The sequence below is a fragment of the Proteiniphilum sp. UBA1028 genome, assembly GCF_002316955.1.
In the GTDB taxonomy this organism is placed as follows: domain Bacteria; phylum Bacteroidota; class Bacteroidia; order Bacteroidales; family Dysgonomonadaceae; genus Proteiniphilum.
Map to the genome: position 1 here is coordinate 65,427 of NZ_DCEN01000025.1, position 23,032 is coordinate 88,458.

Genomic DNA, 23,032 nt, shown 5'->3' on the forward strand with positions numbered 1-23,032 from the left:
TCATGGCGAAACTAAAATCAGTTTACTTTTGCAGCAATTGCGGGCACGAGTCACCCAAATGGATGGGTAAATGCCCCTCTTGCGGAGAATGGTCTACCTTCGTGGAGGAACTGATACGCAAGGATGCCGCCACCAGACAGGAAGATACGCGCTCTTTCAGTGGAGCGAAGAGCAAGCCAATGTTGCTGCGGGAGATCAAAGCTGATGAGGAGCCGCGCCTCGATATGCAGGATGCTGAGCTTAACCGGGTGCTGGGTGGAGGACTAGTCCCCGCATCGGTTGTGTTGATAGGCGGAGAGCCCGGTATCGGCAAGTCGACGTTGGTATTGCAGACCATCCTGAAGCTGAAAGGTGTCCGCTCGCTCTATGTGTCGGGCGAGGAGAGCGCACGCCAGCTGAAGCTCAGAGCAGAACGCATCGGTATTGAGAACGACGATTGCCTGATTGTGTGTGAGACCAGCCTCGATGATATTTTCAAACAGGTGAAGCAGGTCTCGCCGAAGCTGTTGATCATCGACTCTATCCAGACAGTTTACAGCGATGCGATGGAATCATCACCCGGAAGCATCTCGCAGGTGCGTGAATGTGCTGCGGCTCTCCTGAAGTTTGCCAAGCAGTCGGGTACCCCGGTGCTACTAATCGGTCATATTACCAAGGAAGGCAGCATTGCCGGCCCCAAAATATTGGAGCACATTGTGGATACGGTGTTGCAGTTTGAGGGCGACCAGCATTATATGTATCGCATTCTTCGCAGTATTAAGAACCGCTTTGGAAGCACAGCGGAACTGGGTATTTATGAAATGAATCAATCGGGGTTGCGGGAAGTAAGCAACCCTTCTGAGTTGTTGATTACACAGAATCACGACGGATTGAGTGGCGTTTCCATCGCATCAGCCATTGAAGGTGTTCGTCCTTTTGCGATCGAAACGCAGTCGCTCGTCAGTACGGCTGCCTATGGAACGCCGCAGCGATCGGCCACCGGGTTTGATATCCGGAGAATGAACATGCTGCTGGCCGTACTGGAAAAACGGGCCGGCTTTAAGCTGGCGCAGAAAGATGTTTTTCTTAATATTGCCGGAGGTCTGCGTGTGAACGACCCCGGTATGGATCTGTCAGTCATCAGTGCGGTGCTTTCCTCCAGTCTCGATATGGCTATTGATAGAGATACCTGCCTCTGTGGTGAGGTGGGGTTGTCGGGCGAGATCCGTCCGGTAAACCGTATTGAACAGCGCATTCAGGAGGCAGAGAAGCTAGGCTTCTCCCGCATCCTCATTCCTGCCAACAACCTGAAAGGGGTGAATAAGAATGTATCTATCGAGCTGCAACAGGTGAAAAGAGTAAGCGATGCTTTTCGGTTGCTTTTTTCCTGAACCCGGTATTTAAGTCGTATGTCTAAATTAGAATGGCAATCATTTTTATTTTTCAAAAAAATATATTACATTTGCAACCGCTTTCAGCGATCCTGGTACCTTGGCCGAGTGGCTAGGCGTCGGTCTGCAAAACCGTTTACGGCGGTTCGAATCCGCCAGGTACCTCTGAATGAAAAACCCAACACTGCTTTTGGTGTTGGGTTTTTTTTATGAAGCCTTGCATAGTGTAAAGGTCACTATCTCGGGCATAGTTGGTTACGGCACAAGTACAAAAAATTATAAATTCCCGTCGTAGTTGGGTGCGTCGGCATCGTGATGATCTCCTGCATGGGTTTTGTTATCGTCCTTTTTGAAGGCATCCACCACTTTGGCGAAGTTTTCTTTCCAGGATTCAGAGACAGAGGTAAAGAAGGTGCCCGCACTCTCCCTGACCACATCCCACTTGCTGTCGGCAATATTTTCGTATTCTTCCAATTTTGAGGACAAATTATCTCTGATGTCCCTCAGCTTATCAAGTTGTTCCCGGTACTCCTCCCTGGCGTCATCCGCAATTTCACCGGCTTTATCTTCCAGTTTAGAGATGTAGTCGGCCAATTCATTTAGCACGTCGTGTGTTTTCTGCTTGAACTCATCTTTCCTCATTGTGTGTAGGGTGTTAATATTCAACTTCAATGAATAAACATTTTGGGTTGTGATTGGTTCATCAAAGATGCGTGATTGATCCAATAAATGATAAAGATGTGAGCATGTAAGTCGGAAAAAGCGTATCTTTGTAGCTTAAGTTAGAAAAAGTATGTTGAATATTGTAATTTTCGGGGCTCCCGGATCGGGAAAAGGTACCCAGAGTGAGAAGTTGATTGAGAAGTACGGTTTAAAGCATGTTTCCACAGGCGATTTATTACGTGCAGAGATTAATGGCAATACTGAGTTGGGAAAGATGGCAGACTCCTACATATCGAAGGGACAGCTTGTACCTGATGAAGTAGTGATTGGCATGCTGGAGGAGTTGGTTAAAAAGAACCATCATTTAAAGGGATTCATTTTCGATGGTTTTCCCAGAACTCTAATGCAGGGTGAAGCACTCGATAAAATGTTGGAAAGACATGGCAAGAAAGTTTCCGTGGTGCTAAGCCTGGAAGTGGAAGATAAAGAGCTGATTGATCGGTTGCTGAAACGTGGCGAGATGTCGGGACGGTCGGACGACAACAGGGAAACCATTGAATCTCGTCTTCAGGTCTATTATGAACAGACAGCTCCGCTGAAGGATTTTTACAAAGAGCAAGGCAAATTGGTGAAAATACCGGGACAAGGTTCCATCGATGAGATCTTCACATCCATGGAAACCATCGTTGACCGGATAATTGTATAAGGATGGCGGAAACAAATTTCGTTGATTATGTGAAGATATTTTGCCGTTCCGGAAAGGGGGGGCGTGGTTCTGCCCATTTCAGGAGGGAGAAGTATATACCCAAAGGAGGTCCGGACGGTGGTGATGGTGGTGACGGCGGGAGCATTATCCTGCGTGGTAACCGTAATTACTGGACTTTGCTTCATCTTCGTTATCAACGACATATTTTCGCAGACCATGGTGAGAGCGGCTCCAGGGCACAACGTTCCGGAAAAAAGGGGGAAAGTAGGATCATTGACGTCCCTTGTGGTACTGTTGCGTACGATGCGCATACCGGAGAGTATCTGTGCGACATTACCGATGACGGACAGGAAGTGATACTCCTGAAAGGAGGTCGTGGCGGTTTGGGAAATCAGCATTTCAAGACAGCCACAAACCAGGCACCGCGATATGCTCAGCCCGGAGAACCGTATGAAGAGCGATGGATTATTCTTGAGTTGAAACTTTTGGCCGACGTAGGGCTCGTGGGCTTCCCCAACGCTGGAAAGTCGACCTTACTTTCCGTGGTATCGGCTGCAAAGCCTAAGATTGCCAACTATCCCTTCACCACACTTGAACCGAATCTGGGTATTGTGGGATACCGCGAAGGAAAGTCGTTTGTCATGGCCGACATCCCTGGAATTATTGAAGGAGCTAGTGAAGGAAAGGGACTTGGCCTGCGTTTTCTGCGACACATAGAGCGAAACTCGTTGTTGCTTTTTGTCGTTCCGGCCGACAGCGATGACATCAGAAAAGAATACGAGGTTTTGTTGCGGGAGCTGAAACAGTATAATCCCGAGTTGCTGGATAAGACGCATGTGTTGGCGATTTCTAAATCCGATATGCTCGACGAAGAGCTTATGGATGAAATCAAAGAAGATTTGCCGGCAATTCCCTTTGTGTTTATCTCGTCTGTCACTGGTTATGGAATTCCGCTGTTGAAGGATCTGTTATGGCGTGAGTTAAATGCAGACAGTTCCACTCCTGTCACAGCTTCCCGTCATACATTGATTCACAGAGATCTGGATGTGTCTACGCTGGAATTTGATCCGGAAGAACAGTTCCCTGGCGAGGGGGAGTATGACGAAGAACCCGATGATGAGGATTATGACGATGAGGATTATTTTGAGGAGGATATATGAACCCATAAGATGAGACCGCATTCACAATACCGTAATCTGTTGCAGTTTGATCTGCTGAGCGAAGAAAAAGAGATTGTCCATTTCTCTACCACCCGGACCGGAGGTGTGAGTAATGGCACCTATGCTTCTTTCAACATGGGGAATTTTTCCGATGACAACCCGTTGAACATTTACGAAAACCGTCAGATTCTCTCTCGCATGTTCTACATGAGCATGGATCAGTTTATTATTCCTCATCAGACACACGGCACCCGTGTATTGCCGATAGACGATTCGTTCTTCGCGTTGGATCATGCTGCCTCCATTGAAACTATGTACGGTGTGGATGCTACCATTTCACAAAAAAGAGGAGTTTTTCTCTGTGCCACGACGGCCGACTGTATCCCGATTATTCTTTACGATAAACAAAGGGAGGCGATTGCAGCTATTCATGCCGGATGGAAAGGTACCGTAGGGCGGATTGTGGAAAAAACTATCGAAGAAATGAGGCGCCACTACAGCTCTTCTCCTGCAGACATTGTTGCCGGAATTGGACCGGGAATAAGTATGACGCATTATGAAGTAGGAGACGAAGTCGTCGACGCTTTTATCAGGGAGGGATTCGACCTTTCCGACAAGGAGGTCGCTTTCCGGAAGAACCCTGCCTCGAGATGGCACATCGACCTGAAGGAAATCAACAAAAGGGAGCTACTTCGCTTGGGAGTGTTCGGAAAAAATATCGAAAAGAGTGATCTCTGTACCTTTGAAAGAGAGGAACTCTTCTTCTCAGCCCGTCGGCAGACGGAGCATTCCGGCAGGATGCTCACCGGTATTATGATGAAAAACCACAGCGTCTGAACCGGAAGCATGCAGCGAAAGATAAGCTGTTTTTGATGTAATTCCTTATAGAGGAGGAGCAAATAAAAAAAGAGAATGAATCCTGACATTCATTCTCTTTTTTCCATTAAGTGACTTACGTTCCGCCGGGCGATTGCTTTCAATTAATAACGTGCACTTACCACGTCCCAATCGATGATCTTCCATAATTCTTTCAGATGGTCGGCGCGGCGATTCTGGTAATCGAGGTAGTAAGAGTGTTCCCATACATCGAATCCCAAAATCGGAGTCAATCCCTTTGTAATTGGATTGCCGGCATTGCTTTCCTTTTCTATGGAGAGTTTACCACTTCCGTCTTTTGCCAGCCAAACCCATCCTGAACCGAACACCGAAGCCCCGGCAGCATTAAATTCTTCCTGAAACTTCTCAAATGAGCCATACTGTGCATTGATAGCGTCGCCCAATGCCCCTTTGGGCACACTGCTACCCCCTTGTTTGAACGAGGTAAAGTAGAGGTTGTGGTTCAAAACTTGGCCTGCATTGTTGAAAATAGCGCCATCGCTTTCTTTTACTACTGTTTCGAGATCAGAATTTTCGAACTTGGTGCCCACGACCAACTTGTTTAAATTGTCCACATACGCCTGATGATGTTTTCCGTAGTGAAGTTCCACGGTTTGTTTGCTTATAACCGGCTCCAGTGCGTCGGTTGCATAAGGTAATGCTACTTTCTCAAATTTCATATTTACTTTGTTTTTAGGATTATTATTTTCGTTATTGTTTGCGTTGGAATTATGGCAACTGAACAGAGTTAAAACCAACACTCCAGTCAATAGGATTGAATGAATTTTTTTCATTTTTCCGCTTATTTTTGTTGTTCAATATTATAACGATAAGAATCCATCATTTGTTCGGTCTTTCTTGCAAGACGAAGAGCGAAGCGACGAAAAATGAGTAAAAAAAACAGCCAGACCGTTGAAGGCCAGGCTGTCGGTGCCGATGGCGGGGGCTTATTGCTTTTCTCTATAGCGGGTTTATTATTTTGATATCAAGGTTTATTTATCCTTCATCCTCCCTTTCCCGCATCTGACTCTTTTCCTGTCGATCTCCGACGCCGTGATCCATTTTGATGTCCGGTTCATTGCCTTGTTCAGGAGCAGAATCCTTACCAGCTTCATCTTGCGTGTCGAGGAGCTGACTTTCAACAGATACCGCCGGTTTGGAAGGTATCTTTTTTTCTTCCCCATTTTCCTTTTTATGATCCAGAATTTCCTGTGAGCGGGAGATCCATTTGCGTTTGCCGAAGATATGTTCCAGGTCGTCTGCATAAATGATCTCTTTTTCCAGAAGGATGGCGGACAGCTGTTGGTGTCCTGCCGCTTTTTCTGTAAGAATCTGTTTGGCTCTCTCGTACTGTTGTGCAATCATTGCTTTTACTTCAGAGTCGATGAGTTTAGCCGTTTCGTCGCTGTAAGGTTTGGAGAAGGTATACTCTTGTCCAGAGGAATCGTAATAGCTGAGATTGGGAAGTTTTTCGCTCATGCCCATGTAGGTGATCATGGCATAGGCCTGCTTTGTAACTCTTTCCAGATCGTTCATCGCACCCGACGAAATGTGTCCGATAAATAACTCTTCCGCAGCGCGTCCACCGAGCAGGGCACACATCTCATCGAGCATCTGCTCCTTGGTGGTGATTTGCCGCTCTTCGGGAAGATACCAGGCAGCTCCCAGTGCTTTGCCACGTGGTACAATGGTTACTTTGACGAGAGGATTGGCATGTTCAAGGAACCAGCTTAGTGTGGCATGCCCGGCTTCGTGAATGGCAATCGATTTTTTCTCGCTTTGGGTGATGATCTTGTTTTTCTTTTCCAGTCCGCCCACAATACGGTCTACCGCATTCATGAAATCATCTTTTTGCACAAATTTTTTCTTCTTGCGGGCCGCAATCAATGCTGCCTCGTTGCACACGTTGGCTATGTCAGCACCCGAAAAGCCCGGTGTCTGGCGTGCAAGAAACTCCACGTTGATGGATTCGTCAATCTTGATAGGGCGCAGGTGTACTTTGAATATCTCCTTGCGATCGTTCAGGTCGGGCAGTTCCACATAGATCTGCCTGTCGAAGCGTCCGGCGCGCATCAGCGCTTTATCCAATACGTCGGCCCGGTTTGTCGCAGCCAGGATGATAACCCCGCTGTTGGACCCGAAGCCGTCCATCTCTGTAAGTAGTTGGTTTAGTGTGTTTTCCCGTTCGTCGTTTGAGCCGAAGTTTGTGTTTTTGCCACGTGCACGCCCTACGGCATCAATCTCATCGATAAACACGATGCAGGGTGCTTTTTCTTTTGCCTGCCGGAAGAGGTCCCGTACGCGTGAAGCACCTACTCCGACAAACATTTCCACGAAGTCAGATCCCGATATGGAAAAGAAGGGAACATTCGCTTCTCCGGCAACTGCTTTTGCCAGCAATGTCTTTCCTGTTCCTGGAGGGCCTACCAGTAGAGCGCCCTTGGGTATTTTTCCTCCCAGGTTAGTATAATTGCCGGGATTCTTCAGGAATTCCACAATCTCCTGTACCTCCTCTTTTGCTTCTGAGAGACCGGCCACATCTTTGAAAGTCACCTTTTGGCTGGAATCTTTATCAAACAGTTGTGCTTTCGATTTTCCGACGCTGAACACACCTCCGCTACCAGCTCCTGCACCACCCTGCATCCTGCGCATCATCCATATCCAGAACACAATGAGCAGAATAAACGGTGCGAACGTGAGCAAAACACTCCACATCTCTGAGGTGGTGTCGAAGCGAACTTCTATGTCGTAGTTTTTCTCCGTTTTTACTGCATCGATAAATTCAGAGATTGCTTCGGCTGAGGCTCCCTCCACCTGAATCACCGGCATTCTTCCTGCCCTGTTGGCATCTTCGCCGAAGACGTGACTTACCGACTCCTCCCGTACAACCGCGTCTGCTACCCCTTTGTTGCTGTAAATAACGATGCTTTGTACTCTGTTTTCGCGTACATACTGTTGAAAATCGGACCATTTCACCTCTTTCACAGTGCTGTCCTGGCCGAAAAACCACATGCCCATCAAGATGGCAAGGGCTACGGCATAAATCCAATACGGGTTGAATGGCCGCTTGGGGTTTGTTCCACCTATTTTGGGGCGTAAGGTCGGTTGTTTGTTCTGTTTACTGTCCTTGTTCGTATTGTTCATTTGTTGCTGTCTCTTTTACAAGATTATTTGGAGTGATCTCTTTCGTTGTGGAAGAAAATCCTATTTAATTATTTAGTAACAATTTTTCAGGGAATTAGTTTTATAGTGAAGGGATCAGCTCCGATTTAGCGTCCTCCCAAAGGGTATCAATGTTGTAGAAAGTGCGCAGTTCGGGTAGGAAGATATGTACAATTACATTTCCGTAATCCATTCCGATCCATTCGGCCTGCTGTTGTCCGTGCACACGGAGAGGGCCTTCGTGGATGTTTTTCTTCACAATTTCTTCGATGGAATCGGCTAGTGCCGATACCTGTGTAGGGGTGTTGCCTTCGCAGATCACAAAATAGTCGCAGATGGCGCCCGATATTCCTTTCAGTTGAATGGCGCAGATGTTTTTTCCTTTTTTTTCCTGAATTCCTTCAATGATACTTTGTAAGAGCTCGTTTTGTTCTATCATTCTTTGTTTTAAGTGAGTTAATGTTGCAAAGATAGGTTCTTTTTCTCTAAATACGATCTGCAAAAAAAATAACCTGCCTTCTTTTATACGGTGTTGAACAAAAACAGTGCCAAAAATTAAGCTCTACGAAAAGAGCAAGCCCCATCCAAAGTGGATAGGGCTAAAAGCAGGGGAGTGCTGGATACGGAAACTACCTGCATCTTTTTTCCGGAGACGGATTACTGCAAAAGGGTTTCCAAATTCAGATTTCTCCAAAGAACCCTGATGCCACCGCCATCGTGAATTTGCAGAGCAATTCGCCCCTGGGCTTTTCCGATCTTCTCGTCGGTCAGGTCCACCATCTCTACCCCGTTGAGGTAGGTCTTTACATTGTCTCCCTTTACCACGATGCGGAGGGTATTCCAATCGTTTTCTTTCAAAATGTTCTCTTTTTCATCGGGTATCTGTGCAAGCCACCCACGGCCATAAGATTCGTAAATACCGCCTGTATCGTTGCCCCTGGGAGCTACTTCTACCTGCCACCCGTTCACCATGGCGCCCGGTTCTACGAAGGAACGGATGAACACACCCGAATTGCCGTCGGCTTCCTGTTTGAATTCCACGCTCAGGTCGAAGTCGTCATAATATTCACGGGTAGCAAGATATCCGTACTGCTTATCGGGTCCGCTTTCACAAACCAGTACTCCATCCTGCACATACCATTTTTCCGTGCCGTATACTTCCCAGCCCTGCAGGTCGATACCGTTGAATAAAGGTACTTCCTTTGTTTTGCGGGGCAGCTCCTTGATCTTTATATTGCGGAACCAGGCTGCCGAGCCATGATCCTGCAGACAAATCACTCCCTTGCGGGCCAAGCCGTACTCAGGTGCATTTTCCCATTTGCCGCTGTTCTTGCGTGCAAACCACTCTTCGGTCCATGCTTCAAATTCCACCACCTTTTCACCGTTGAGCCAGTGTTCCACGTGCCCGTTGTCGAACACTATTTTCGAAGTGTTCCACTCTCCGGCAGGTTTGATGATGGTTTTGGTAGTATCGGTGGTGTGCATGGCATAGTCGGCTGCCGTCTTTTGCCAATCTTCCAGCGGTTCGGGAAAGTTCAGTTCGTCGATCAGCTGGTATTCAGGTCCTGTTATGTAAGGAACGGCGAATTTTGGATTTTCCACCACGTGATACAATACGCCACTATTGCCGCCATCGGCAATCTTCCAGTCCCACACCAGTTCGAAATTCTCGTACACTTTTTCTGTGGCGATGTAGCCGTGCTCATCGGCCCCTTCGCCTTTGGCCTGTATCATGCCATCTTCGGCAAACCAGGGTACAGTAAGAGTGTCACCATTGTAATCGCGCCATCCGTTAAGGGTAGCCCCGTCGAAAAGGAGTTCCCAGCCGTCTGCCTTTTCCTGTTCTGTGAGTTGATTGTGTTTTGCCCCAGGGGTACAGGCTGTTGCGAATGTTGCCATAGCGATGGTGCTCATCAAATAAAAATTACACTTCATGTTCTCTTTCTTTTTTATGGAATAAACTTGATCCAACACAAAGATAGGAAATTATTGTAATTTGCACTGCTGATAGTCAGGCATCTTTGATTGTGTATTCTCAAATTTACTTTATTCTGTGTACCTTTGCACAATTCTGTTATATAATTCCCGTGCGGATTTTAAACCAAAAGGGAGAATTTGGCGTTTATTGCACAAAGTGGCATTTTTTGAGTCTCTTTTTAACAATTGATGAATTTTGAAACATATTGATCTATCGGATGATAATAAGGTGCATGATGGTCCATTTGTGGCATCTGTCGGTTTTTTCGATGGGGTACATATCGGACACCGCCATCTTATTAAACAGGTAAAGGAAGAGGCAAAACGACTCAACTTGCCGTCGGCCATCATTACCTTTCCTGTGCACCCGCGCAAAGTATTGCAAAAAAATTATCAGCCGGCGCTGTTGTGCGGATACGAAGAGAAACTTGACCAGTTGGGCACTACCCAGATCGACTATTGTATCAGTCTCCCGTTTACGCCGGAGCTCTCCCGCTTGTCGGCAAGGGAGTTTATGCAGGAAGTGCTGAAGGAGCAGGTTGGCGTACATACTCTTTTTGTCGGGTATGATCATCGGTTTGGTCACAACCGCGAAGAGGGCTTCCCGGACTACGAAAGGTATGGTAAAGAAATGGAGATGAAGGTGGTGCAGGCTACTGAGTATCAGGTGGATGGTGAGAATGTGAGTTCAACGAAAATTAGAACGTTGCTGAAAAAAGGCGAAATACAGCAGGCAAACAGCTTGTTATCCTATAACTACACACTCTCCGGAAAGATTGTGGAGGGATACCGCGTGGGGCGAACCATTGGGTTTCCTACGGCAAACATCCGCTCCTGGGAACGATACAAGGTGGTTCCGGAACTTGGCGTTTATGCCGTGCTTGTACATATAAGAGATATTATCTATGAGGGGATGCTCTACATCGGTACCCGCCCCACTTTGCACGATGATCCGGAAATCAGTGTCGAGGTAAACATTTTTGATTTCAATGCCGATTTGTACAACCAGTCGCTCACAGTGGAATTTATTGATTTTATCCGCCCCGACCGGAAGTTCGATGCTCTGGATGAACTGGTGGCGCAAATACACAAAGATAAATTATTGGTACTGGCGCGACTCAAGAGTAAGAAATAACAAAAGGGAATAATTTTTTAATAGATGCCTTTCTCGTTTAGTGCTTTTTGATAGCGTGCTGCATTACGTGCATGCTCAGCATGTGTAACGGCAAAGTTGTGCCGGCCCGAAAGATCGTCTTTCGCGCACATAAACAAGTAACTATGCTTTTCCGGAGACAGGGTGGCTTCGATGGCCCGGATGGATGGTATGCGAATGGGACCCGGGGGCAGGCCGCTATTTTTGTATGTGTTATAGGGAGATTCCACTTCAAGGTGCTTGTAGAGAATACGTCGCAACGAAATATCCCCCACGGCAAACTTCACGGTAGGATCGGCTTCCAGGCGCATCCCTTTACGGATTCTGTTCAGATAAAGCCCTGCTACGACAGGATACTCGTCGGCATAGGTCGCCTCTTCCTCCACGATGGAAGCCAAAGTGGACACCTCCACCGGTGTGAGTCCGATTTTTTCAGCTCTGTTCCTGCGTGTTTCGTTCCAGAAAGCATCGTATTCACTTTTCATCCGGTCCAGCAGATTGTTGATTCCGGTGTCCCAGTACACTTCGTAGGTGTTCGGAATGAACATCGCGATAAACGTAAATTCGTTGAACCCGTATATTCCGGGGGTAACGGTGTCGTTGAGGGCGTTCAGCAATGTCACGCTATCCATCATCAGTTGTTGAGAGATACGTCCCGCCAGATTCTCCCTGGTACGCATGTTGTTGAAGGTGATATCTACCGGCGTTTGGTTCCCTGAGCGCAAAAGGCGTATTGCATCTGGCATGGTCATGCCGTTGGTGATGGCATATCTGCCGGTTTTTATCTTGTTTGGATAGTTCATCCGTTCTGCCAGCAGGTTAAATATTTTTTCGGAAGGAAGTCCGGCTTTGTCACGTAGTTGTTCAACTACCTCTTCGTAGTTCTTTTGCTTGTCGATGTAAATATATGCTGTTTCCGACAGTGAAAAAGGTTTAAAGATAAGGCTATAGGCATAGATTCCTGCCGAAATAATCAGTAGCAGCAGGATTCCAATGATCCACCGTGAGGGGTTGTAATTTTTCTTCATCTTTTGTATAGTGAGACATGAAAACAACCGCAAATGTAGAAAGATTCGTTTGAAAATATCGCTTTTTCTTTGACAAGTTAAAAACAAACTTGTATATTTGCATCCGATTTTAGTGAAAAATCATAAGGAAGTGTGGGTGAGTGGCTGAAACCAGCAGTTTGCTAAACTGCCGTACGGGTAACTGTACCACGAGTTCGAATCTCGTCGCTTCCGCCATCAGGACGCGATTTGTCGCGTCTTTTTTATTGGCTAAATTCTGTTCCAAAAGAGATTTCTACGTGAGATACTGCTTCTTTTTTTGTTAATTGTCAAAAGCGATCACATAGAGGCAAAAATAATAATGAAAAATATGTTGTATAACATGTTTTTTTATTGTATCTTTGCATCGATTTAAATGGCAAGCGAGTTATTTGAAATCATTTTTAGGTTATCAATTACATACTGAATGGCTTCTTAAATAGACGGTTGCCGATGAATCATAAATTTTTAACAGAAAGGAAAAATTATGACAGTCAGAAACCTTACCAAAGAAGAAATTTTGGGACAGATCAAGTATCTGGAACAAAACATCTCAAACGGGTCTGTTTCTTACCGTACAAACAGGTTGAACAGGCTTCGTACGTTAAGAGCAAGCTTGCGTTATGCAAGCTGAGGAACATTGCCACTATCGAAGAGCAGAAAGCAGGAACTGCCTGCAAGTATGCTGATGCTGGGAGGCAAATGTGATCAGGCATGGTTTTGAAGCTGAGTGATTGAATGGATATCACAGACGCTTTTTTTTGATTTTTATTTACACTACATATATTTCAGGCTACCTCCCGGGTAGCTTTTTTGTTTTTGAAAGAGATTTACGGATATTTATGCCAAATATTCTGAAGGACATGCTTTAAAATGTGATTTTTGTCTATCTTTGTGCCATAATCTAACAAAAAGACTAATTTAATTCAAAAATTATGATGAATTTATTATCTGCCAGATTGTCTGCTTTGTCACCGTCGGAAACCTTTGCGATGGCACAGAAAAGCAACGAACTGAAAGCCCAGGGCATTGATGTGATCAACCTGAGTGTTGGGGAACCTGATTTTACCACGCCCGATCACATCAAACAGGCTGCAAAAAAAGCGATCGACGATAATTTTTCATTCTACTCTCCGGTCGCAGGGTTTCCTGATCTGAAGAAAGCAATATGCGAAAAGCTGCAAAAAGAAAATGGACTGGAGTATACTCCGGCACAGATTGTGGTTTCCGGAGGAGCGAAACAATCACTTTGCAATGTGATCCTTTCTATTGTGGATAAGGGCGAAGAGGTGATTATCCCGGCTCCCTACTGGGTGAGTTACCCCGAAATGGTGAAGCTGGCCGATGGAAGGTCCGTTTTTGTCCATGCAGGGATCGATCAGGATTTTAAGATCACGCCGCAACAGCTGGAAGAGGCAATCACCCCCAAAACCAAGGTTTTAATTCTCTGTTCCCCTTCAAATCCAACAGGAAGTGTTTATACGAAAGAGGAGCTGAAGGCGATGGCAGCGGTGCTGGAGAAGCATTCCGGTATCTATGTGATTGCGGACGAGATTTACGAACATATCAACTATATCGGACAACACGAGTCCATCGCTCAATTTGACACTATTCGCGACCGTGTGATCGTGGTAAACGGCGTCTCGAAAGGGTATGCCATGACCGGATGGCGTATCGGCTGGATTGCTGCTCCTCAGTGGATTGCGTCTGCATGCAGCATGCTGCAGGGACAATACACTTCAGGCCCTTCCTCCATCTCTCAGAAAGCAGCTGTAGCTGCCTATACGGGTGATCAGTCCTGCGTGAGCGAGATGAAAGTAGCTTTTGAAAGACGAAGAAACCTCATTGTGTCGCTGTTGGGCGAAATTCCGGGATTGAATGTAAACAACCCGATGGGTGCCTTTTACATCTTTCCTGAGTGCAAGAGCTATCTCGGAAAATCGTACAATGGAAAAACTTTAAACAGTGCTACCGATGTGGCTATGTACCTGCTGGAAGAGGCGCACGTGGCGTGTGTGGGTGGCGATGCTTTTGGTGCGCCGGGCTGCATCCGCTTGTCGTATGCAACATCCGACGAAAATATCCAAAAAGCTGTTGCACGCATAAAAGTTGCTTTGGGGAGGTTGTCCTGACCGCATAGGCTAAATAATTAAAAACCCGATTCGTTTTTCGAACCGGGTTTTTTTTGGCAATGGGTTACTGCTTATAGTTAGTAGTGCTTCTCATCATTTTTTCGTGTTATCGTTGTGTTCGGTCCAGACCAAAAAAAGCCGTTTTCAAAGCCGGAAGTACTTTTTTTATTGGGACAGACAAACGAAGTTGGTTTTTATGTCGATTGTCATTTCTCAATTTATTACTACCTTTGCATCTTAAATTTTGTATGGTATAAATTTCATTGATAATGAGTAAAAAGTTCCCGGAGTACAATCAATTGAATCTTTCGGAAGTAAACAAAGAGATGTTGAAAGTGTGGGATGAAAAGGGGATTTTCAGGAAAAGCCTGGAAATGCGCGAAGGACATCCACGGTTTGTGTTTTATGAAGGTCCCCCCTCTGCAAACGGTATGCCGGGGATTCACCATGTGATTGCACGATCCATTAAAGACATTTTCTGTCGTTACAAGACGATGAAAGGTTTTCTGGTAAACCGCAAAGCCGGTTGGGATACCCACGGGCTGCCTGTGGAGCTCGGTGTGGAAAAATCAATGGGAATTACCAAGGAAGATATCGGGAAAAAGATATCGGTGGAGGAGTATAATGCAGCTTGCCGTACGGAAGTGATGAAATATACCCGTGAATGGGAGGAACTCACCCGAAAGATGGGCTATTGGGTAGATATGAGCGATCCGTACATTACCTACGACAACCGTTACATCGAAACACTCTGGTATCTGCTCAAAGAGTTGTATAACAATGACTATCTCTATAAAGGATACTCCATACAACCCTATTCACCCGCTGCAGGAACTGGATTAAGCACCCACGAGCTGAATCAGCCCGGGTGCTACCGTGATGTAAAGGATACTACCTGTACGGCGCAGTTCCTGGTAAGAAACCCGCTGCCCGAGTGGAAAGCATTCGGCGATCCCTTTTTTCTTGCGTGGACAACCACACCCTGGACGTTGCCTTCGAATGTATTGCTTGCTGTGGGCAAGAATATTGACTACGTAGCAGTGCAGACCTATAACCAATATACCGGGAAGCCCATGACGGCAGTACTTGCCAAAAGTCTGCTAGATGTATATTTTCCCGAAAAGAACAGCGAATGGTCACTGGATGACTACAAACCAGGAGATAAAAATGTTCCGTTCCGGGTGCTTGACAAAGTATGGAAGGGCTCTGAACTTGCCGGCATAGGTTACGAACAGCTCATTCCCTGGGTGAAAGCGTCAGACAATGCGTTTAAAGTGGTTACGGGAGATTTTGTGACTACGGAAGATGGTACAGGCATTGTGCATATTGCGCCAACTTTTGGTGCAGACGATATGAAGGTGGGGAAGGAGAACGGTGTACCGGGATTGTTGCTTACCGATAAGGAGGGGAATCCACGTCCGATGGTCGATCTTACGGGTAAATTTTTCCGGCTCGAAGATCTGGATCCGCATTTTGTACAGAACAATATGAATGCAGATCGCTACAAGGAATATGCAGGGCGTTATGTGAAAAATGCATACGACGATTCACTCAACGAAGAGGATGCCACGCTCGATGTGGATCTGTCGGTGATGCTGAAACAGCAGAATCGCGCCTTTCGCATTGAAAAACAAGTGCATACATATCCTCATTGCTGGCGGACCGATAAGCCTGTATTGTACTATCCGCTCGATAGCTGGTTTGTCCGCACCACTGCCTGTCGCGACAAGATGATCGAGCTCAATGATACCATCAACTGGAAACCCCAGTCTACCGGTACAGGCCGCTTTGGTAAATGGCTCGAAAATCTTCAGGACTGGAACCTGAGCCGCAGTCGCTATTGGGGTACACCGCTGCCTATCTGGAGAACCGAAGATGGCAAGGAGGAGAAATGTATTGGTTCCGTGAGGGAACTTTACAAGGAGATGCAGAAGGCACTGGATGCCGGTGTGATGGACGAGCTTCCGTGGAAGGGGTTGAACCTGAAGGAGTACAGAGAGTTGGAGTATGACCAGATTGACCTGCACCGACCCTATGTGGACAATATTGTGTTGGTCTCGGACAGCGGTAAGCCTATGAAACGCGAGCCTGATCTGATTGATGTCTGGTTCGACAGTGGTGCGATGCCTTTTGCGCAGGTCTTCTATCCTCATATCTCGGAATCTGATTTTCAGAAAGAGTTTCCTGCTGATTTTATTGCCGAAGGGGTGGATCAGACCCGTGGCTGGTTTTATACCCTGCATGCCATTGCTTCCATGGTCAAGGGGAGTGTGGCGTTCAGGAACGTAGTCTCCAACGGCCTGGTGCTCGATAAGAACGGCAACAAAATGTCCAAGCGCCTTGGAAATGCCGTTGATCCGTTTGAAGCCATCGAACAGCATGGTTCCGACCCCCTCCGGTGGTATATGATTACCAACGCGGCACCCTGGGATAACCTCAAATTCGATGTTGACGGCGTGGAGGAGTCTCGCAGAAAATTCTTCGGCACGCTCTATAACACCTATTCCTTTTTTGTGTTGTATGCTAACGTGGACGACTACTGCGATCAGTATCCTCAGATTCCGATCGAAAAACGACCCGAGATAGACCGCTGGATCATTTCGTTGCTGAACTCACTCGTGAAGGAGGTCGACCAGGGATATGACAGCTACGAACCCACCAAAGCGGGGCGTGCTATTGCCGACTTTGTGAACGACAATCTCAGTAACTGGTACGTTCGCCTGAACCGCAAACGTTTTTGGGGTGGAGAGATGACCGACGATAAGCTGTCGGCATACCAAACCTTGTACCAGTGTCTGGTGACGGTGGCGAAGCTTATGGCACCCATCGCACCTTTCTACGCTGACAAATTGTATCTCGACCTGATCTCCACTACAAAAAGCGAGCAGCTTGAGTCGGTGCACCTGGCCAATTTCCCTGAAGTGGACGATAGCCTTATCGACCGGCCTTTGGAGGAGCAGATGTATTTGGCACAAACGGCCTCATCAATTGTTCTGGCATTACGCCGTAAGGTAAATATCAAAGTACGCCAGCCTCTTTCCAGGATCATGATCCCGGTGGTGGATGATGAGCAGAAACAAAATATAGCCTCTGTTGAGGCTCTTATCCTCAGCGAGGTGAATGTGAAAGAACTGCATTTCGTGGATTCGGCCAGTGAGATGCTGGTAAAACGGGTGAAGCCCGATTTTAAAAAATTGGGTCCCCGTTACGGGAAAATCATGAAACAACTGGCACAGTGTATCCAGGAGATGGACAAGCTTCAGATCAACGAACTGGAGAAAAATGGTTCAGTACGGCTGATGGTCGGTGGACAGGAGGCGGTAATCACAACCAATGATGTGGAGATTATTTCGGAAGATATTCCCGGATGGCTGGTTGGCAATGAAGGACGACTGACTGTGGCGCTCGATATCACGCTTACGGCAGATCTTGAGAAAGAAGGGATTGCCCGCGAGTTGGTTAACAGAATTCAAAATCTTCGCAAAGCAAAGGATTTCGAAATCACTGACCGCATCATCATCCGTGTTTCCTCACACCCTGCTTTTGACGAAGCTATCGTGTCCAATAGTGATTACATCAGGAACCAGGTGCTGGCCGATGAGATCACCTTCGTGCAGGAGCAGCTTGAAGATCAGATAGAGATTCACGATCAGTTGTTGACTATCAGTATCCATAAAAACTGTTGAAAATTATTTGTTTTTTATGTGTATCTTTGTGAGGATATGTGACAGAGAACATTTTATAATGCCGGTTGTTGTACATAAACTCTGATTCCAGTAGGGGACACAGCCAATAAACATATATATCATTATGAGCGAAAAAACAAGATATTCAGACGAGGAACTGGATGAGTTCCGGGCTATTATCAACGAAAAATTACGGGTGGCCCGTCAGGAGTATGAAAATTATCGTGCCGCCGTCACCAATACAGACGGCAACGATACCATCGACACATCTCCAACCTATAAGGTATTAGAGGAGGGTGCGTCCACTCTCTCCAAGGAGGAAGCAGGAAGGCTGGCGCAACGTCAGATGAAGTTCATCCAAAATTTGCAGGCTGCATTGGTTCGAATTGAAAACGGTACCTACGGTATTTGTCGGGAAACAGGCAAGCTGATTCCCAAGGAGCGTCTGCGTGCCGTACCGCATGCCACCCTGAGCATTGAGGCTAAATCTGCCAAGAAAAAGTAACGGCCGAGGATGAAAAAGTGTTCACATAAAGCCTGGTTGGCCGCAATTGTAGTTTTTTTGGTCCTTCTGGTCGATCAACTCTCAAAAATATGGGTGAAAACACATATGGAGTTGTACGATGTCATCGCTGTTACCGACTGGTTCAGAATTTATTTCGTTGAAAATAACGGAATGGCTTTCGGTATTGAAGCGGGAGGAAAACTCTTTCTGTCTCTTTTCCGTATTATCGCCGTAGTACTGATCGTCTTTTATATCAGGAGGCTGGTAAAAGACAATTACAAAACGGGTTTTATCGTGTGTGTCACGCTCGTACTGGCAGGTGCTTCGGGGAACATCATCGATAGCATCTTCTACGGTGTACTATTTGAAGCCAGTTACCCGGGGCATGTGGCTTCCCTGGTGTCTTGGGGGGAGGGTTATTCGTCTCTTCTTCACGGAAAGGTGGTTGATATGCTCTACTTTCCGCTTTTCAGCGGTACTTGGCCCGATTGGATGCCAGTGGTGGGAGGGCAGGAGTTTCTCTTCTTTCGCTTTATTTTTAATATTGCCGACTCAGCGATCACCGTGGGTGTTATCCTGATTTTGCTTTTTTACAGAAAAACATTATCCTATTCGTTGCTGTCAAAAACGGAACGGGAAAAACTCGACAAAGAAAAACAGGAGAAGGAAAGTGAAATTTAAACTTGCTTCATATTTTTTCTTTTTCATTGTGATGGGCGTATTAATCTCTTCCTGTCAGAACCGTCCGAAGGAAGTGTTGAACAGGAAACAGATGGAACGTGTGTTGTATGATGTGTACGTTGCTGAGGCAACCATTGAAAACGACTATCAGCATTTCAATACACCCGAAAAGAAAGAGGCTTATATCAATGAGGTGTTTAAGGAACACCGTATTACACAGGCCCAGTGGGACACATCGTTGTCGTGGTACTCCGACAGAATCGATTTATATCTGAAGATGAATGATTCCGTGAGGGCACGGCTGCAACGAGCCCGCAGTAACGTTGATGCGCAGTTGTCACAGCAGAATGCCCTGCAGTGGACAGATCCTTTTCTCAACTCACCTTCCTATATTCCGCGCACATTTGCTTTTTGCATGCCTTCGGCAAGAAGCGGGCTCCGTTTTCGACTGGATTCAATTGAAATAAACGAAAAGATTCCGGACGATCATTTTTCTTTCACATTCAGCGTGATTGGCTTACCGTCTTCGTACCATCCCCGTTTTTCCTCGTTGCTGACTTTGCAATATGCCGATACCACACTTTATCAGTGGGTCAATATTACCGAAAACAGAACCTATAGCCTGCCTGCATCTAAATTTATTGAAAACGATACACTTTCTCAAATTTGGGGTTTTGTACATTTGCAGGATACAACCCGTGTCGTCTCACAGATAAAATTGTATGACATATTTCTCGGAAGCAAGCCACTTCCGCAGGCTTCGGTAGAAATGCCCGAAGCAGAGGCCAACAGCAGCGAGAGCCCCGTTTTAACCAAAAAGCGAATCAAAATGGCTGACAGCGATTCTTTATAGGAAAAAGCTATTTACAATGGACAGCTTATTTTAGGATAATTTACTACATTTGCTGTGTACAACGAGTTTTCTGCAAGTCGATCTTAACTTTTAATTTATCATTACACAATATCAGATGGAAAAGAAGAGAGTGTATACCTTTGGAAACGGCGCAGCCGAAGGCCGCGCAGATATGAAAAACCTGCTTGGCGGTAAAGGTGCAAACCTGGCTGAAATGAACCTGATCGGCGTCCCCGTTCCCCCCGGCTTCACGATTACCACGGAGGTCTGTACCGAATACAACGAGTTGGGCAAAGAATATGTAATCGGCGTTCTGAAAGAGGAAGTGAAAGAGGCTGTTTTGCATATAGAAGAGCTTACCGGAACAAAGTTTGGAGATAAAAACAATCCTTGTCTGGTATCTGTACGTTCCGGAGCACGTGTTTCTATGCCGGGCATGATGGACACAGTATTAAACCTTGGCCTGAACGACGATGCCGTGGAGGGAATTGCGAAAAAAACCGGCAACGAACGTTTTGCATGGGATTCCTATCGCCGCTTTGTACAGATGTACGGGGACGTGGTATTGGGATTGAAGCCACAAAGCAAGGAAGATATCGATCCTTTTGAGGAAATCATGGATGAAATGAAGAAATCAAAAGGGATTGAGCTGGATACAGATCTCACAACGGACGATCTGAAAGAATTGGTCATGCGATTCAAGGAGGCAGTGAAGAATAAGACCGGAAACGACTTTCCGGTAAATCCCTGGGATCAGCTTTGGGGTGCTGTATGTGCGGTATTTGACAGCTGGATGAACGACCGTGCCATCCTCTACCGTAAGATGAACAACTTCCCCGAGGAGTGGGGTACTGCTGTGAATGTGCAGGCCATGGTGTATGGAAACATGGGTAAGAGTTCCGGAACCGGAGTGGCCTTTACCCGAGATGCTGCTACCGGGGAGGATCTCTTTAACGGCGAGTATCTTATTGATGCACAGGGGGAGGACGTGGTTGCCGGTGTGCGTACACCTCAGCAAATCACCCTTGAAGGCTCCCGTCGTTGGGCCAAAATGCAGGGTGTATCAGAGGAGGAGCGCATATCCAGATATCCTTCTCTTGAAGAGGTACTTCCCGAATGTGCAAAAGAACTTATTGAAGTGCAGCAAAAGCTGGAAGATTATTTCAAAGATATGCAGGATCTGGAGTTTACCATACAGGACGGCAAGCTCTGGCTGCTGCAAACACGGAGTGGCAAACGTACCGGCGCTGCCATGGTGAAAATTGCCATTGATATGCTTCACCAGGGATACATCGATGAAAAAACAACTCTGAAGCGGTGCGATCCGGAGAAGCTCGATGAGTTGCTGCATCCTGTTTTCGACAAGAAAGCATTAGCCAGTGCAAAGCCAATTACCCATGGGTTACCCGCATCTCCGGGAGCTGCTGCCGGCCAGGTGGTATTTCATGCCGATGAAGCAGAGCAGTGGCATAAGGATGGAAAGAAAGTCATTCTCTGTCGCATTGAAACTTCTCCCGAGGACCTACGTGGCATGGCCAGTGCACAGGGCATCCTTACTGCACGAGGGGGGATGACCTCTCATGCTGCCGTGGTTGCACGCGGTATGGGCAAGTGCTGTGTGTCGGCTGCCAACAACCTGATTATTGATTACAAAGCACGCACCATGATCATCAATGGTAAGGAGTTGAATGAGGGAGAATGGATCTCGCTGGATGGCTCGACCGGAAATGTGTATGAGGGGAAAATACAAACCCAGGATGCTGAGCTCGATGCGGATTTCAGTGAATTGATGACTCTGGCCGAAAAATATGCACGGATGGATGTGAGGACCAATGCTGATACACCACACGACGCCCTGGTGGCACGTAGCTTTGGAGCGAAAGGTATTGGATTGTGCCGCACTGAGCATATGTTTTTTGAAGAAGACAAGATTGTCCCCATGCGTGAAATGATTCTAGCCAAGGATGAAAGCGGACGTCGCAAGGCATTAGAGAAGTTGCTGCCGTTACAGAAAAAGGATTTCCTGGGTATCTTCAGGGCAATGGATGGGTATGCCGTGACCATTCGTCTGCTCGATCCTCCGTTGCACGAGTTTGTTCCTCACGATGAAAAAGGACAGATGGAGATGGCAAGAGTGATGGGCATCTCCTACAAAGATATTCACGAACGTGTGGAGGGGCTTATGGAATCCAATCCGATGCTTGGGTTACGTGGCTGTCGTCTCGGCAACCTTTACCCTGAGATTACCGAAATGCAGACTCGCGCTATCATAGAAGCCGCTATCGAGCTGAAAGAAGAGGGCCTCCAGGTTATCCCGGAGATCATGGTTCCCCTCACCGGAATCGTTTATGAGTTCATGGCACAGAAAGAGATCATCGAGAATACTATCCAGAAGGTGTTTGCGGAAAAGAGTGATTCGGTGGAATACAAGATCGGTACAATGATCGAAATTCCGCGTGCTGCTCTTACGGCACACAAGATCGCCAAGGAGGCCGATTTCTTTTCTTTTGGCACGAACGACCTGACTCAGATGACCTTCGGCTATAGTCGTGACGATGTGGCCAAGTTTCTACCAATGTACCTCGATAAGGGAATCCTGAAACAGGATCCTTTTGCAGTCCTTGACCAGAACGGAGTGGGGCAGCTTGTACGCATGGCTGTACAGAAGGGCCGCGAAGTGAAGCCTACCCTGAAATGCGGCATCTGCGGAGAGCATGGCGGTGAACCTACATCGGTGAAGTTTTGCCATACCGTGGGTCTGAACTACGTTTCCTGTTCTCCTTTCCGCGTACCCATTGCACGCCTGGCAGCCGCACAGGCAGCCATTGAAGGATAACTGCCCACAGCGGAAACATTTAGCAGAGACACCACAAGTGGTGTCTCTGCGCTTATAACTACTTTTAACCATCAAGTCGTTTGGCTGCTAAGGGGATTATCATTACTTTTACATCAATTATACTAGGTGAATTAACTTGTTAAACGAGCACGGATGTTAAATTAAAAAAGAGGCGGTGGATTCTGTAACGAAACGACTGAGTCTCCATACGGCTAAATCGGTAAAT

General features: G+C 46.7%; 18 protein-coding genes and 2 tRNA genes. 14 read left to right on the forward strand and 6 right to left on the reverse strand.

Features of this window, described 5'->3' with window-relative positions; translation table 11 throughout:
• The first annotated feature begins 2 nt into the window (after positions 1–2).
• A complete protein-coding gene (gene radA / locus B3Z75_RS03230) occupies positions 3–1,370 on the forward strand; it encodes a DNA repair protein RadA (RefSeq protein ID WP_294067710.1) in 1,368 nt (455 codons plus the stop codon).
• A gap of 94 nt (positions 1,371–1,464) precedes the next feature.
• Positions 1,465–1,535 (forward strand) — tRNA-Cys (locus B3Z75_RS03235).
• Positions 1,536–1,646: 111 nt separating this feature from the next.
• On the opposite strand, the gene B3Z75_RS03240 is transcribed toward B3Z75_RS03235, so the two are convergent.
• Positions 1,647–2,042 (reverse strand): hypothetical protein, encoded by a 396-nt coding sequence (locus tag B3Z75_RS03240; protein WP_294067712.1) that lies wholly within the window; start codon positions 2,040–2,042, stop codon positions 1,647–1,649.
• A 121-nt stretch (positions 2,043–2,163) separates the two neighbouring features.
• On the opposite strand from B3Z75_RS03240, the gene B3Z75_RS03245 reads away from it, so the two are divergent.
• The 3 genes from B3Z75_RS03245 to pgeF are packed head-to-tail and all read left to right on the forward strand — an operon-like array spanning position 2,164 to position 4,736.
• Positions 2,164–2,739 carry an adenylate kinase gene (locus B3Z75_RS03245; RefSeq protein ID WP_294067713.1) on the forward strand — a complete coding sequence of 192 codons (576 nt, stop codon included), beginning with the start codon at positions 2,164–2,166 and terminating at the stop codon, positions 2,737–2,739.
• 2 nt (positions 2,740–2,741) lie between these two features.
• Complete coding sequence (gene obgE / locus B3Z75_RS03250; RefSeq protein ID WP_294067715.1) at positions 2,742–3,899, forward strand: GTPase ObgE; 1,158 nt, start codon at positions 2,742–2,744, stop codon at positions 3,897–3,899.
• Positions 3,900–3,908: 9 nt separating this feature from the next.
• Positions 3,909–4,736: a peptidoglycan editing factor PgeF gene (gene pgeF / locus B3Z75_RS03255; RefSeq protein ID WP_294067717.1), complete on the forward strand. Its 828-nt coding sequence runs from the start codon at positions 3,909–3,911 to the stop codon at positions 4,734–4,736.
• Positions 4,737–4,879: 143 nt separating this feature from the next.
• Here the strand turns inward: pgeF and B3Z75_RS03260 are convergent, their stop codons facing one another.
• From B3Z75_RS03260 to B3Z75_RS03275, 4 genes are all read right to left on the reverse strand, one after another.
• Positions 4,880–5,455: a superoxide dismutase gene (locus tag B3Z75_RS03260; protein WP_294067719.1), complete on the reverse strand. Its 576-nt coding sequence runs from the start codon at positions 5,453–5,455 to the stop codon at positions 4,880–4,882.
• 316 nt (positions 5,456–5,771) lie between these two features.
• A complete protein-coding gene (gene ftsH, locus B3Z75_RS03265) occupies positions 5,772–7,919 on the reverse strand; it encodes an ATP-dependent zinc metalloprotease FtsH (protein WP_294067721.1) in 2,148 nt (715 codons plus the stop codon).
• A gap of 100 nt (positions 7,920–8,019) precedes the next feature.
• Complete coding sequence (rsfS, locus tag B3Z75_RS03270; protein ID WP_294067723.1) at positions 8,020–8,376, reverse strand: ribosome silencing factor; 357 nt, start codon at positions 8,374–8,376, stop codon at positions 8,020–8,022.
• A gap of 218 nt (positions 8,377–8,594) precedes the next feature.
• Positions 8,595–9,851, reverse strand: a complete 1,257-nt coding sequence (locus B3Z75_RS03275; protein WP_294067754.1) for a 3-keto-disaccharide hydrolase — start codon at positions 9,849–9,851, stop codon at positions 8,595–8,597.
• A gap of 268 nt (positions 9,852–10,119) precedes the next feature.
• Here B3Z75_RS03275 and B3Z75_RS03280 point away from each other — a divergent pair, with 268 nt between their 5' ends.
• Complete coding sequence (locus B3Z75_RS03280; protein ID WP_294067756.1) at positions 10,120–11,049, forward strand: bifunctional riboflavin kinase/FAD synthetase; 930 nt, start codon at positions 10,120–10,122, stop codon at positions 11,047–11,049.
• Positions 11,050–11,066: 17 nt separating this feature from the next.
• On the opposite strand, the gene mltG is transcribed toward B3Z75_RS03280, so the two are convergent.
• Entirely contained in the window at positions 11,067–12,095 is a 1,029-nt protein-coding gene (gene mltG, locus B3Z75_RS03285; RefSeq protein ID WP_294067725.1) for an endolytic transglycosylase MltG, read from the reverse strand.
• A gap of 126 nt (positions 12,096–12,221) precedes the next feature.
• On the opposite strand from mltG, the gene B3Z75_RS03290 reads away from it, so the two are divergent.
• The 8 genes from B3Z75_RS03290 (at position 12,222) to ppdK (ending at position 22,806) form a co-directional block, all read left to right on the forward strand.
• A tRNA-Ser gene (locus tag B3Z75_RS03290) sits at positions 12,222–12,311 on the forward strand.
• A 289-nt stretch (positions 12,312–12,600) separates the two neighbouring features.
• Positions 12,601–12,747, forward strand: a complete 147-nt coding sequence (locus B3Z75_RS03295) for a hypothetical protein (RefSeq protein ID WP_294067727.1) — start codon at positions 12,601–12,603, stop codon at positions 12,745–12,747.
• Positions 12,748–13,051: 304 nt separating this feature from the next.
• Positions 13,052–14,245, forward strand: coding sequence for a pyridoxal phosphate-dependent aminotransferase (locus B3Z75_RS03300; protein ID WP_294067758.1), 1,194 nt, complete (start codon positions 13,052–13,054; stop codon positions 14,243–14,245).
• 269 nt (positions 14,246–14,514) lie between these two features.
• A complete protein-coding gene (ileS, locus tag B3Z75_RS03305; RefSeq protein ID WP_294067729.1) occupies positions 14,515–17,931 on the forward strand; it encodes an isoleucine--tRNA ligase in 3,417 nt (1,138 codons plus the stop codon).
• A 124-nt stretch (positions 17,932–18,055) separates the two neighbouring features.
• Positions 18,056–18,436, forward strand: coding sequence for a TraR/DksA family transcriptional regulator (locus B3Z75_RS03310; protein WP_294067731.1), 381 nt, complete (start codon positions 18,056–18,058; stop codon positions 18,434–18,436).
• 9 nt (positions 18,437–18,445) lie between these two features.
• Positions 18,446–19,117, forward strand: coding sequence for a lipoprotein signal peptidase (locus tag B3Z75_RS03315; RefSeq protein WP_294067733.1), 672 nt, complete (start codon positions 18,446–18,448; stop codon positions 19,115–19,117).
• Positions 19,107–19,970, forward strand: a complete 864-nt coding sequence (locus B3Z75_RS03320) for a DUF4296 domain-containing protein (protein ID WP_294067735.1) — start codon at positions 19,107–19,109, stop codon at positions 19,968–19,970. The genes B3Z75_RS03315 and B3Z75_RS03320 overlap by 11 nt, the downstream gene beginning before the upstream one ends.
• Positions 19,971–20,085: 115 nt before the next feature.
• On the forward strand, positions 20,086–22,806 hold the full coding sequence (gene ppdK / locus B3Z75_RS03325; RefSeq protein WP_294067737.1) for a pyruvate, phosphate dikinase: 2,721 nt from the start codon (positions 20,086–20,088) through the stop codon (positions 22,804–22,806).
• Positions 22,807–23,032 lie beyond the last annotated feature (226 nt).